We start from the raw sequence: 13,417 nt of genomic DNA, 5'->3' as shown, positions 1-13,417 counted from the left end.
GAAGATCCGAAAGAACCAGAAGTGAAACCGGAAGATCCGAAAGAACCAGAAGTGAAACCGGAAGATCCGAAAGAACCGGAAGATCCGAAAGAACCAGAAGTGAAACCGGAAGATCCGAAAGAACTAGAAGTGAAACCGGAAGATCCGAAGAAACCAGAAGTGAAACCGGAAGATCCGAAGAAACCAGAAGTGAAACCGGAGGAACCGAAGAAACCAGAAGTAAAACCAGAGGATCCGGAAATAAGACTAGAAAAATTGATTAAAGAGCCACAAGTAAAAGTAGAAAGAGAATTACCGAAAACTGGAGCAGCGTCTCCATGGATGATGTCAGTTGGTGCGGGAATTTCATTCTTAGTCGGCGGAGTATTATTCATATTAGGTAGAAGAAGAAAACAGTAATTTTAAAAGCACAATGAGTTCGATTATGTATCGGATTCATTGTGCTTTATTTTTGCATATTAAAACATACTCGAGCTGTGCATTGGTTGAAGTTTTGCGTTTGGATCGAAGTAAGCTTTTGCATTGTTTACTGCTGTTGGTGCTTCACCGAAGCCGCAAGAAATGAGTTTTACTTTTCCTTCATATGTACAAATGTCACCAGCAGCGTAAATGCCAGGAATATTTGTTTCCATTTTTGAGTTCACGAGAATGCTGTTTTTTTGTATATCTAAGCCCCAGTTTTTAATTGGGCCAAGAGAGGAAACGAAGCCGTAGTTTACGATTACATCATCAACATCGATGATAATTTTTTCTTCCGTTTTTACGTGTTGAAGAACGACTTGTTCAATTTTGTCATCACCAATGAGTTCAACTGGAACGTACGGTGTACTTACTTCTGCGCGAGAATTCATTAAGCTTTCTACGCTATGTTCATGCGCACGGAATTTATCACGGCGATGAACGATTGTAACTTTGTCAGCGATCGGCTCTAACATCATTGTCCAATCAACAGCTGAGTCGCCGCCGCCAAATACTACGACGCGCTTACCAGCAAATTTATTCATATCATCAACGAAGTAATGTAAGTTTTTCTTTTCGTACTTTGCTGTCCCTTCTAATTCTAAGCGGCGTGGTTGGAAAGCTCCATTGCCGGCAGTAATAATAACTGATTTAGAATAGTGAGTTTGCTTATTCGTAACAAGTTTAAATATACCGTCAGCTTGTTTCTCAAGCGTATCAACAGCTTCTTCTAAACAAACGGTTGGGTCAAATTTCTTCATTTGCTCTTTTAAGTTATCAACTAATTCTTGTGCGCGCACTTTCGGGAATCCAGCTACATCATAAATGTATTTTTCAGGGTAGAGTGCGGATAATTGTCCTCCAAGTTGAGGTAAGCTTTCAATGATTTTTACACTTGCTTGTCTCATACCGCCATAAAATGCTGTGAACAATCCTGTTGGACCACCACCAATAATTGTTATGTCGTAAACTTTTTGATTTTCTGCCACTTTCATTCCCCCTATAGATGGAATTTTGATATTGATTTCATATATTGTTCATATGTACACGAAAATCCTGCAAATGATGACACTTTCAAATAAATGATAGCATATTTGAGTTCATAATACTTCTGAAAACGACTGAATTGTGTGTAAGTTTTCGCATAGATGCTTTTTTAATTGTATAAAATATGGTGAAAGGAAAATACATGAAAAAAAGGCTGAAAAACCCTTGAAAACGCTATGTTATTTTAAAATATTGATAATTCTCCAGACGCTTGAATTCTGGAATAAAACCGACTAATATAGGGAAGTATTATGTTAAATTTCTATGACAAAATTCGTACGATTTTTTGACTGCGTTTTGTTATGCTATAGAATGTGATAAAATCCACATTCTTGACAAATAGAGTTTTTAGTACTTGGTATTATTTTTTATTACTATTATATAAAGAAAAGGGTTGTGATTTGGTGAAGACTCCAAAAATCGTAGTTTTAGGTGCAGGTTATGGCGGGATGATTACGACTGTTCGTCTGCAAAAAGCATTATCTGTAAATGAAGCTGAAATTACGCTAGTAAACAACAACAGCTATCACTACCAAGCGACTTGGTTACATGAGAGCGCAGCTGGTACATTACAAGATGAAAAAATCTGTCTAGATATTCAAGACGTTATTGATACAAATAAAGTAAACTTTGTACAAGATACAGTAGTAGAAATTAAAGCTGCTGAAAAACGCATTATCTTAAAAGACGGCGAGTTAGAGTATGACTACTTAGTAATCGGTCTTGGTTTCGAATCAGAAACATTCGGAATTACAGGATTAAAAGAGCATGCATTCTCAATCGCTAACATTAATGCAACTCGTGAAATTCGTGAGCATATGGAAGCTAGTTTCGCTAAATATGCAACTGAACAACGTGATGAGTTAGTAACAATCGTTGTTGGTGGTGCTGGATTTACTGGTATCGAGTACGTAGGTGAGCTTGCAAACCGTGTTCCTGAACTTTGCAAAGAGTACAATGTACCACGTGAAAAAGCACGTATCATCTGTGTAGAAGCTGCTCCAACAGCACTTCCAGGTTTTGATCCAGCATTAGTAGAATACGCTGTAAAACAACTTGAGAAAAAAGGCGTAGAATTCCGCATCGGTACAGCAATTAAAGAAGCAACTGAAGAAGGTATTATCGTTGCCAATGGTGATGATACTGAATTAATTAAGTCTGAAACAGTAGTTTGGGCTGCAGGTGTTCGTGGTAACGGTATTGTAGAAGAGTCTGGCTTTGAAGCAATGCGCGGACGTGTAAAAGTTGATGAGTACATGCATGCTCCAGGATACGAAGAGGTATTCATGGTTGGTGACGCAGCGTTAATCATTAACGAAGAAATTAACCGTCCATACCCACCAACAGCACAAATCGCAATTCAACAAGGTTACAACATTGCACACAACTTAACTGTGTTAGTTCGTGGCAAGGGCGAAATGAAGAAATTCGCATTCGATAATAAAGGATCTGTATGTTCTTTAGGTCATGACGATGCAATGGGTGTTGTTATGGGCAAAAAGTTAACAGGTTGGAAAGCTTCTTTCATGAAGAAAGTAATCGATAACCGTTACCTATTCTTATTAGGTGGACCTTTATTAGTTCTTAAAAAAGGTAAATTAAAGTTCTTTTAATATATAGTAGAAAAAGCAGAAACGGCTAAGAGCTGTTTCTGCTTTTTTCATTTAAAAAATATAGTATAATATATAAAAAAGAAAGAATATTCTGTCCGTTCTGGTAGAGGAGGGTAATGCATCATGGAGAAACGAGGGAAAGTGTGGTTAGCTGTCGGTGGCCTAGTAGCTACAAAAGATGGCAGGTGGCTCTTCGTTAAGAAGAAGTACAGTGGATTAAAGGGGAAATGGTCTTTGCCGGCTGGTTTTGTAAATGAAGGTGAGACGGTTGATGAAGCTGTGAAACGTGAAGTGTTAGAAGAGACAGGCATTGTCGCTCATGTGAAGGGGATCATTGGTGTTCGATCGGGCGTGATTCGAAATGAGATTAGTGATAATATGATTATTTTCCTTTTGGAGCCTGAAGGAGAAAACATTATTGTACAGGAGAAAGAATTGTCTGAAGTAGCATTTCTACATCCAGATACGATTGCAGACGATCCGAATACGTCTGTACTGATTAAATATTTGTTAGAAAGAAAATCAGAACTACATCTTGAAATGGACAAAACATTAAATCCAGGTGAACAATTTGGTTATACCGCCTATCACGTATTTACGGCGCATACGAAGGAGAGGGAGAAAGAGTGAGTATACCGGTACTACTTATTTCAATGATGTTATTTTTCATTTTGTTTTTTGGAATTGGATTTTTACTCAACATGATTTTGCGAGCTACGTGGGTAATGGTTATTGTGTATCCAATTGTTTGTATGCTTATTATTAATAAGGCGAGTGTGTGGGATTATTTTTCAAAGCCAAAAGAAACATTTTCTTCATTTGGGACAAGTGTATCGCATTTAGGACAAGCAGATATGTTTATTTTATCTACTGGATTAGTAGGTGCTGCATTAGCAGGAATCGTAATTAAGAAACTCCGGAAAAGCGGATATCAAATGTTTTAATCTCCAATTCATTTGGAGATTATTTTTTTGCATATTCCTTTATCGTATAGGGAATGATTAACGATGAAGGAGTGTGGAATATAAAAATGTTAAAACGATATTGTATTCGCATTATGATGACTTGTTTACTTGTATCCGCATTATGCGTAACATGGAATGCTTTCACAGGAGTTTCTTTATTAGAGATTGTAAAGAAGTATGAGGGAACGAGTGCAAAAGAAGTACATGCAGCAGAAATTAAGAGAAATGTTGCTCCGAGTAAAGAAGTGATAAATGCTTTAGAGCAGGCGAAAGACTGGTCTAAATATCGTTCAATTGAAATGACTGCAACAGGTTATACGTCAGGAATTGAGTCAACTGGTAAGAGGCCAGGACATCCGGAGTATGGTATTACATATTCAGGTGTTAAGGTGAAAAGGGATTTATATTCCACAATCGCAGCGGACTTACGCGTATTCCCAATTGGAACAATTTTATTCGTACCAGGTTATGGATATGGTGTAGTAGCTGATAAGGGTGGTGCAATAAAAGGAAACCGCCTTGATCTGTACTATGATACGGTGAAAGATGTTTATAGCCAATGGGGTAAGAAAAAAGTAAATGTATATGTAGTGAAAGTTGGAGATGGTAAGTTTTCAGAGGAAGAGTTAACGATGTTAAATCAAGACGAAACGATGCAAGTGTTTCGCGGTCAATATTTAAAACAAAGATAGTCTAGTGGTAATTACGCTAGACTTTTTTTATTTCATATATAGAGGTAATAGTAGAAGTTAGAATTGTCGCATTTTATCGAAAATAAAGTTATAATAAAGGTAGAGTAGAGAAATTTAGGGGGTCTGAACATGTTTCAAGTACAAAAAGAATTAGCAAGCCATGAAGCGGTAATCGTTGCCTTATTTGAAGAAGAGAAAACGAGTAGTTTTGTACAAGAACTGGACAAAGCGTTTGAAGGACAATTACAAGTTTTATTAGAAGAGAAGGAACTTTCTACTAAGAAGAAAGCTATTTCGAAAGTACATAGTTTAGGGAAAACAAATGTGAAACGTTATTATTTCGTTGGTTTAGGAAAGAAAGAATCGTATACGACAGAAACGTTACGTGCGGCTCTTGGTAAGGCGTTTAAAACGTTACAAGCAGCGAAAGTACAAGATGCAGCAATCTTGCTGGATTCTTTCGTAACAGAGAAATTAGACGCGATTGATGTAGCTCACATTGCAGCAGAGGTACAAGGTCTTGGTACATATGAGTTACAAACGTATAAATCAGATAAAAAGGAACGTGTGGAGTTAGAGAAGTTCACGGCTATTACAGCAGAAGATGCACACGAAATTGAAGCTGCATTAACAGTTGGATACGTACATGGACATGCAACAAATTCAGCTCGTACACTTGTAAATATGCCGCCAAACGTATTAACAGCAACAAAGCTTGCTGAGTATGCTGTTGAGTTAGCGGAAAAGTATGATATGGATTATAAAGTTCTTGAGAAAGAAGAGATGGAAGACCTTGGTATGGGTGCGTTACTTGCAGTAAACCAGGGATCTACTGAACCACCAAAAATGATAGCTCTTATTTATAAAGGAAAAGAAGAGTGGACAGATGTCATTGGATTCGTTGGAAAAGGAATCACATACGATACAGGTGGTTATTCATTAAAACCACGTGAAGGCATGGTCGGTATGAAAGGTGATATGGGCGGTGCTGCTGCTGTATTAGGTGCGATGGAAATTATCGGTGAACTTCGCCCAGAGCAAAATGTGATCGCTGTTATTCCATCAACTGATAACGTTGTAAGTGGTACAGCATTTAAGCCAGACGATGTAATCACGTCTATGAGCGGAAAAACAATTGAAGTATTAAATACAGATGCAGAAGGTCGCCTAGCGTTAGCTGATGGTATTACGTATGCGAAAAAACTAGGTGCAAACTACCTTATTGATGTTGCGACATTAACAGGTGGTGTAATTGTTGCGCTTGGAAATCATACGACAGGCGCAATGACAAACAGTGAAGAGTTGTTTGAGCAAGTGCTAGAGGCATCTATGGAAACAGATGAATCAATTTGGCAATTACCGATTTTTGATCGTGATAAAGAACGCGTGAGAAACAGTAAGTTTGCTGATTTAAATAACTCACCAGGTCGTGAAGGACATGCAGTTATGGCAGGTACATTCCTAGGTGAATTCGCTGAGGATACACCATGGGTACACTTAGACATCGCTGGAACATCTGAAACATCAGGAGCGCATGATTTAGGGACAGCTGGAGCAACAGGTGCAATGGTACGTACACTTGCGACACTTGTTGAACGTTTCGGAGAAGAATAAAATTATAAGAGAAGGCTGTTCCCATACTTTGGAACAGCCTTTTTTATTGGGATGACTATGGTCGTCTTATCCCACATGAATTCGTTTCATCTTATAAAGAAATTGTATATAACGTCCCATTTAAAGCGAATGAAGTGCGACCTGTTTCTTCAGAGACAACTAAAATAAGGGCATCGCTTTTTTCTGATAAGCCAATTGCAGCTCTGTGACGTGTCCCTAGTTCAGGATCAACTTCTGTACTTTTTGTTAACGGAAGAATATTGGCAGCTGAAACAATATGATTATTTTTAACGAGAACGGCCCCGTCATGAAGAGGGTTACCTGGATAGAAAATGGATTCAAGTAACGGTGAGGTTAAATGAGCATGTAATGTTGTTCCAGTTTGAATGAGAGAGTCAAGCGGTTCGTTTCTTTCCACAACAATAAGAGCCCCGTGTTTTCGGGCGCTTAAATGTTGGACAGTCGCTGTAATAGAATGTGAGCTTTCCGTATAAGGTGATAAATACGCTTGAATATAGTATGTAGCTGCCAATGTTTGTACATTGGCTAACATATGATGAATATCTTCCATTTTGCACAAAATACATTCATCTTCTTTATCAATTGCTTGCCTCATAATTGATAATTCTTTCTCAGCAATTTCAATCATTTGCTTTGTTTGTATTTTGAGCTCTTCTGACAATCCCCATTCTTGCATAATCCTCATTCCCTTTAGTGGAGTATTTAACCATAGTGTATACAAATATTCCTAGTAAAATCCTGTTAGATTGTAAAAAATATTGAGATACAGGTTGTTTTTTTCATATAATAAAGGTATGACAAGCGAGAGGAGATAGAAGTATGAATTGGAAACAAGAATTTAGTCGCTGGCTTTCATATGCAGAGTTAGACGCAGAACTAAAAGAACAGTTAGAAAACATGAAGCAAGATGAGAAGAAAATTGAGGATAGCTTTTACAAAAATTTAGAGTTCGGTACAGGTGGTATGCGTGGTGAACTTGGTGCTGGTACGAACCGTTTAAATGTATATACAGTTCGTAAAGCAACGCAAGGATTAGCGACGTTTATTGAAAAATTAGGTGAAGAAGCGAAGAAGCGCGGTGTTGTTGTTGCGTATGATTCTCGTCATAAATCACCTGAATTCGCAATGGAAGTAGCTGCTACACTTGGTGCACACGGCATCACAACATATGTGTTTGAAAGCTTACGCCCAACGCCAGTGCTTTCTTTCGCAGTTCGTCATTTACATACAGTGAGTGGAATCGTTCTTACGGCAAGCCATAATCCGCCGGAATATAACGGTTATAAAGTATACGGTGAAGATGGTGGGCAGTTGCCTCCAAAAGAAGCTGATGAGTTAATTAGCTATGTAGATGCAGTAGAGGATGAGTTAACAGTTGAGGTTGCTAATGTGGAGCAATTAAAAGCTGACGGTTTATTACATATTATTGGACAAGAAGTAGATGATGCATATGCTACAGAATTGAACAATGTCATCATTAATAAAGAAATGGTACAAAATGTTGGGAAAGACTTAAAAATTGTCTTTACACCATTACACGGAACATCAAATATTTCTGTACGCCGTGGTTTAGAAGAAGTTGGATTTACAGATGTAACAGTTGTAAAAGAGCAAGAGTTACCAGATCCGAACTTCTCTACAGTTAAATCACCAAACCCAGAAGAGCATGCGGCGTTTGAGTATGCAATTCGTGACGGTGAGAAGGTAGGCGCAGATGTGTTAATCGCAACGGATCCTGATGCTGACCGTCTTGGCGTAGCAGTTCGTAATCATGATGGTGAGTTCCAAGTGTTAACTGGTAACCAAACAGGTGCATTAATGCTTGATTACTTATTATCTCAAAAGAAAGAAAACGGAACGCTTCCAGAGAACGGTGTTGTATTAAAAACAATCGTAACGTCTGAAATTGGCCGTACAATCGCGAAAGCATATGGTTTAGATACAGTTGATACGTTAACTGGATTTAAATTTATTGGTGAGAAAATTAAACAGTATGAAGAAAGCGGACAATACGAATTCCAATTTGGTTATGAGGAAAGCTACGGTTATTTAATCCGTCCATTCTGTCGTGATAAAGATGCAGTACAATCTGTTCTATTTGCATGTGAAGTAGCTGCATACTACAAGTCACAAGGAAAAACGTTATACGATGGTTTATTAGAAGTATTTGAGAAGTATGGTTTCTTCCGTGAAGATCTTGTATCGTTAACGCTAAAAGGAAAAGATGGAGCGGAACAAATTCAAGAGATGATGGCAACATTCCGTGAAAATCCTCCGAAAGAAGTAGCAGGCTTAACAGTTGTAGCAGTTGAAGACTATAAAGCGAGCATCGTTACATCTTTACAAGATGGACATAAAGAAGAGATTCACTTACCGAAATCAAATGTGTTAAAATATCAATTAGAAGATGGTTCTTGGTTCTGCCTACGTCCATCTGGAACTGAACCGAAGATTAAGTTCTATTTCGGTGTTCAAGACAATTCTTTACAAAATAGTGAACAAAAGTTACTTACTATTAAAGAAGATATTATGAATCGTTTATAATATAAAGTAATTTTAAGTAGTAGGGAACAAAAGGGAGTGAAACCTCCCTTTTGTTCTATGTAAGGAAATGATCGTGATTGATTCTGACAGAAGAGAGGGTATTTTGTGATGAAAAGAGTAAGAAAAGCGATAATCCCAGCAGCTGGATTAGGAACACGTTTTTTACCAGCTACAAAAGCAATGCCAAAAGAAATGTTACCGATAGTAGATAAACCAACTATCCAATACATTGTAGAAGAAGCAATAAAATCAGGAATCGAAGATATTATTATCGTTACTGGTAAAACGAAGCGCTCTATTGAAGATCATTTTGATAATGCATTTGAGTTAGAGCAAAACTTATTAGAAAAGAAAAAGTATGAGTTACTTGAAAAAGTACAGGCTTCTTCAAAAATGGTAGATATTCACTATATCCGTCAAAAAGAACCAAAAGGATTAGGGCATGCTGTTTGGTGTGCGCGTAAATTCATCGGTGATGAGCCATTCGCTGTTTTATTAGGTGATGATATCGTTCAAGCTGAAAAACCATGTTTACGTCAATTAATTGAAGAATATGATAAAACGCTTTCTTCTGTTATTGGTGTACAAACGGTTCCAGAAAATGAAACACACCGTTATGGAATTATCGACCCATTAGAGCAGGAAGGACGTCGTTACCAAGTTCGTAATTTCGTTGAGAAACCAGCAGCAGGTACAGCACCTTCAAACTTAGCAATTATGGGACGTTACGTTTTAACACCTGAAATCTTCATGTTCTTAGAACAGCAACATGTTGGTGCTGGCGGTGAAATTCAGTTAACAGATGCAATCCAAAACTTAAATGAAATTCAACGTGTATTCGCTTACGATTTCGAAGGAACACGCTATGATGTAGGTGAAAAGTTAGGATTCGTTCAAACGACAATTGAAATGGCACTGCAACACCCAGAATTACGTGATGACATGGTTGTAATGATGCAGAAAATTTTAGAAAAACATACGAATCAAGAGTCTTAATATAAAAAAAGAGTTATTTCAGTGCGCTGAAATAACTCTTTTTTACTATGAAATCGTCGAATGAGAATGCTGATAAGCGGAACGGCGTACAGCATAGTATATACGAGGTGCGATAATAGCACCGATAATTGTAAATACAATATCTTTTACTGCGAACCACATCATAATCATCCAAGCAGCTTTATAGCTCATATTACCGCCCATGAAGAAATTAACTGCCCCATACATATAAGTAGTACCGATAATATAAGTTAAAATGATTCCTGTGAAAGAGGCAATTGCAAATGTACTGAATGTTGGTCGTTCTTTTTGTTCTACTAGTTTTCCTGATACGTAAGCAACGATAATAAATGCAATAATAAAACCACCAGTAGGATCTAAAAGTGCCCCGAATCCAGCTTTGAAGTTAGCGAAAATTGGTGCACCAGCTAAGCCAACGAGCATATACACAGTCATTGATAATGCACCAAGTCTACTTCCAAGAAGAAGCCCTGCTAAAATTGCGAAAAATGGTTGCATAGATAATGGGATGCCCGCTACTTGCAGGAATGGTGCCCAAGATACAATATTTGCACCAATGGCCATAAGAGCGACGAACATGGCAGCTAATGCTAAATCTAAAACATGAAATCTTCTCATAATGTTAACCTCCTGTTGTTTTTAGGTTAACATTATCGTAGCGAAAATATTTACTTGTTGTCAATCAAAATATTTTGATAAGAAGGCTTCAAATACTCTCTTAGCAACGTATACGGAATACGAAATTGAGGAATTCCGCTTGAATAAGGAGCAATCTCATATAAAGGGAAATAAATGACGAGGTTGTCCGGTTCTAAAAAGAAGTGAAACTTTTTCGTACTCATTACTTTTTCAGTTGCATCGGGAAAATAAATGCCTTCATTTTGTTTAATTTGTCTTACGATCTCCGCGCGGATTACTTCTTTATATTTATCTTCTTGTTGAAATAAATCGTCTAAGTGTAGTAACTTTTTTTCTTTTAAATCAAATGTGTTTGCCTTCCACGTATAAAGACCGTGTGCTCCGCCTGTATATTGATAGTAATTCAAATATAGACTGAGGAGAGGTGGTTTATTTAGGGAGACTTTATAATCAACATTTGCCACGTACGGATGAAATGGTGTACTAGATCCTTCTGTTTCTTTATAATATTTTTTTGCGTCTTTTTCTAATTTAGTTTTAAATTTGTCAGTAGACTTTTTGTAATAGAAATTGAGCTTATTTTGAAAGTTAGAATCGGAAAAATTGTGAAATGAAGGTCTGTTAATTTGATATTCTATATAAGGTTTCTTACCTTTTTGTGTTACAGTCTGAACATCGATTGTCAGGTTGGATGCTTTGGCTGCTAGTGCACAATTTGGTACAATAGTCAGCAAGGAGAACATGAGCAGTAATATACAAAATTTCTGTTTCATTTAGGTGAAACCTCCTTATATAAGTGTTATAAGTAGTTTGAAAATAAATAGGTAAAATTATACATTCAATTAAAGTAAGAGAAGGAGGAAACGATATGGGAAAAACTTTAATGGATTCACTTGGAATTGAGTTGTTAGAGATGACAGAAGATAAGGTGGTTGCTACGATGCCTGTTGATGAGCGTACGCATCAGCCATTTGGTTTTTTACACGGCGGTGCATCTCTTGCATTAGCAGAAACAGTAGCAAGCGTCGGTTCATACAATTTAATTGATCAAGAGAAATGCATTTGTTTTGGTCTAGAAATTAATGCAAATCACATTCGCTCAAAGAAAGATGGAATTGTAACAGCGATCGGAACACCGATACATAGAGGACATTCAACGATGGTTTGGGATGTGCGTATCATTGATGAAAATGATGATTTATTATGCATATCACGATGTACAGTAGCAATTAAAGAAAAACGTGAAAAATAAAAAAGAGGCGCCCTCATGAGCGCCTCTTTTTCTTATAATTAGAACTGGATTTTCTTCTCTAAGAAACCTTTTAGTTCGCTAATTGGCATACGAACTTGTTCCATTGTGTCACGGTCACGTACTGTAACAGCTTTGTCTTCAACTGAGTCGAAGTCATAAGTGATACAGAATGGTGTACCGATTTCGTCTTGACGACGGTAACGTTTACCGATAGAACCAGTTTCGTCGAAGTCTACCATGAAGTCTTTAGCTAATTCTGCGAATACTTCAGTAGCACCTTCAGATAGCTTTTTAGATAATGGTAAGATTGCTGCTTTGTATGGTGCTAAAGCAGGGTGGAAACGAAGAACTGTACGAGAATCGTTTTCTAATTGCTCTTCTTCATATGCATCACATAAGAATGCTAATGTTACGCGGTCAGCACCTAAAGATGGCTCGATGCAGTACGGTACGTAACGCTCATTCGTTTGTGGATCGATATAGTTAAAGTCTTCGTTAGAGTGTTCCATGTGACGTTTTAAATCGAAGTCTGTACGAGATGCTACGCCCCATAGTTCGCCCCAACCGAATGGGAATCGGAATTCAATATCAGTTGTTGCGTTACTGTAGTGAGATAATTCCTCTTCACCGTGGTCACGAAGACGCATGCTTTCTTCATTCATACCAAGTGAAAGTAACCAGTTCTTACAAGTTTCACGCCAGAATGCGAACCACTCTAAATCTTCACCAGGCTTACAGAAGAATTCAAGTTCCATTTGTTCGAATTCACGTGTACGGAATGTGAAGTTACCAGGCGTGATTTCGTTACGGAAGCTTTTACCGATTTGGCCAATACCAAATGGAAGTTTTTTACGCATAGAGCGTTGTACGTTTTTGAAGTTTACGAAAATACCTTGTGCTGTTTCAGGACGAAGGAAGATTTCGTTTGTGCTAGACTCTGTAACACCTTGGAAAGTTTTGAACATTAAGTTGAACTGACGGATTTCAGTGAATTCTTCACTACCACAATCAGGACATTTTACTTCATGCTCTTTCATTAAGTCAGCCATTTGGTCGAAAGTAAGACCGTCAACAACCATTTCGATGCCTTTTGCATCTAGTGCATCTTCAATTAATTTGTCAGCACGGTGACGCGCTTTACATTTTTTACAGTCGATCATTGGATCGTTGAAGTTACCAACGTGACCAGAAGCGATCCAAGTTTTTGGGTTCATTAAAATAGCTGCGTCTAAACCAACGTTATGTGGAGATTCTTGAATGAATTTTTTCCACCAAGCTTTTTTAACGTTATTTTTTAATTCGATTCCAAGTGGACCGTAATCCCAAGTGTTTGCAAGACCACCGTAAATTTCAGAACCAGGGAAAACAAAACCGCGATGTTTCGCTAAGTTTACAACTTGTTCCATTGAATACATAATAAAATCCTCCTTTTGAAAGTTAACGTATTGGCAATGACGTGCTCAGGTACTTGTGAAACGAGCAGTATATGCTTTGAAAACATAAAAAAACGCTCATCCCAAGGCTTAATTGCCTAGGGACGAGCGTTTGCCCGCG

The 13,417-nt window shown here is 37.7% G+C and carries 14 protein-coding genes; 9 read left to right on the top strand and 5 right to left on the bottom strand.

All coding sequences use genetic code 11. The annotated features are described in order from the left end of the window. The coding region (locus PDL00_RS33020) for an LPXTG cell wall anchor domain-containing protein (RefSeq protein WP_270733695.1) at positions 1–399 on the top strand (399 nt) is incomplete at its 5' end. Between the two features lie 59 nt (positions 400–458). Here the strand turns inward: PDL00_RS33020 and PDL00_RS33015 are convergent. Beyond that, positions 459–1,448 carry an NAD(P)/FAD-dependent oxidoreductase gene (locus PDL00_RS33015; protein ID WP_270733694.1) on the bottom strand — a complete coding sequence of 330 codons (990 nt, stop codon included), beginning with the start codon at positions 1,446–1,448 and terminating at the stop codon, positions 459–461. A gap of 462 nt (positions 1,449–1,910) precedes the next feature. Here PDL00_RS33015 and PDL00_RS33010 point away from each other — a divergent pair, with 462 nt between their 5' ends. From PDL00_RS33010 to pepA, 5 genes are all read left to right on the top strand, one after another. Next, positions 1,911–3,119: an NAD(P)/FAD-dependent oxidoreductase gene (locus PDL00_RS33010; protein ID WP_000856609.1), complete on the top strand. Its 1,209-nt coding sequence runs from the start codon at positions 1,911–1,913 to the stop codon at positions 3,117–3,119. 123 nt (positions 3,120–3,242) lie between these two features. Further along, on the top strand, positions 3,243–3,749 hold the full coding sequence (locus PDL00_RS33005) for an NUDIX hydrolase (protein ID WP_063260535.1): 507 nt from the start codon (positions 3,243–3,245) through the stop codon (positions 3,747–3,749). After that, positions 3,746–4,063 (top strand): YuiB family protein, encoded by a 318-nt coding sequence (locus PDL00_RS33000; RefSeq protein WP_000027018.1) that lies wholly within the window; start codon positions 3,746–3,748, stop codon positions 4,061–4,063. Before PDL00_RS33005 ends, PDL00_RS33000 begins: the two co-directional genes overlap by 4 nt. Before the next feature lie 86 nt (positions 4,064–4,149). Next, the gene (locus PDL00_RS32995; protein ID WP_033656415.1) at positions 4,150–4,776 is read left to right on the top strand and encodes a 3D domain-containing protein; all 627 of its coding nucleotides are present in this window, start codon (positions 4,150–4,152) and stop codon (positions 4,774–4,776) included. A gap of 129 nt (positions 4,777–4,905) precedes the next feature. Then, on the top strand, positions 4,906–6,390 hold the full coding sequence (pepA, locus tag PDL00_RS32990; RefSeq protein ID WP_270733693.1) for a cytosol aminopeptidase: 1,485 nt from the start codon (positions 4,906–4,908) through the stop codon (positions 6,388–6,390). A 91-nt stretch (positions 6,391–6,481) separates the two neighbouring features. Here pepA and cdaS read toward each other — a convergent pair whose 3' ends face one another. Beyond that, positions 6,482–7,087, bottom strand: coding sequence for a sporulation-specific diadenylate cyclase CdaS (gene cdaS, locus PDL00_RS32985; protein WP_001158734.1), 606 nt, complete (start codon positions 7,085–7,087; stop codon positions 6,482–6,484). 143 nt (positions 7,088–7,230) lie between these two features. On the opposite strand from cdaS, the gene PDL00_RS32980 reads away from it, so the two are divergent. Continuing rightward, positions 7,231–8,955, top strand: a complete 1,725-nt coding sequence (locus PDL00_RS32980) for a phospho-sugar mutase (RefSeq protein ID WP_242256524.1) — start codon at positions 7,231–7,233, stop codon at positions 8,953–8,955. A gap of 108 nt (positions 8,956–9,063) precedes the next feature. Beyond that, positions 9,064–9,951, top strand: coding sequence for a UTP--glucose-1-phosphate uridylyltransferase GalU (gene galU / locus PDL00_RS32975; RefSeq protein WP_242256526.1), 888 nt, complete (start codon positions 9,064–9,066; stop codon positions 9,949–9,951). 45 nt (positions 9,952–9,996) lie between these two features. Here the strand turns inward: galU and PDL00_RS32970 are convergent, their stop codons facing one another. After that, positions 9,997–10,590: a biotin transporter BioY gene (locus PDL00_RS32970; protein ID WP_137052512.1), complete on the bottom strand. Its 594-nt coding sequence runs from the start codon at positions 10,588–10,590 to the stop codon at positions 9,997–9,999. Positions 10,591–10,640: 50 nt separating this feature from the next. Next, positions 10,641–11,384: a DUF3298 and DUF4163 domain-containing protein gene (locus PDL00_RS32965; protein WP_242256531.1), complete on the bottom strand. Its 744-nt coding sequence runs from the start codon at positions 11,382–11,384 to the stop codon at positions 10,641–10,643. A gap of 95 nt (positions 11,385–11,479) precedes the next feature. On the opposite strand from PDL00_RS32965, the gene PDL00_RS32960 reads away from it, so the two are divergent. Then, the gene (locus PDL00_RS32960; protein WP_000520763.1) at positions 11,480–11,863 is read left to right on the top strand and encodes a hotdog fold thioesterase; all 384 of its coding nucleotides are present in this window, start codon (positions 11,480–11,482) and stop codon (positions 11,861–11,863) included. A gap of 38 nt (positions 11,864–11,901) precedes the next feature. Here the strand turns inward: PDL00_RS32960 and PDL00_RS32955 are convergent, their stop codons facing one another. Continuing rightward, the gene (locus PDL00_RS32955; RefSeq protein WP_270733692.1) at positions 11,902–13,278 is read right to left on the bottom strand and encodes a glycine--tRNA ligase; all 1,377 of its coding nucleotides are present in this window, start codon (positions 13,276–13,278) and stop codon (positions 11,902–11,904) included. Positions 13,279–13,417: the final 139 nt, after the last annotated feature.

The sequence above is a fragment of the Bacillus cereus group sp. TH152-1LC genome (genome assembly GCF_027710505.1).
GTDB lineage: Bacteria > Bacillota > Bacilli > Bacillales > Bacillaceae_G > Bacillus_A > Bacillus_A mobilis.
This window is presented reverse-complemented; position numbering and strand designations above follow the sequence as displayed.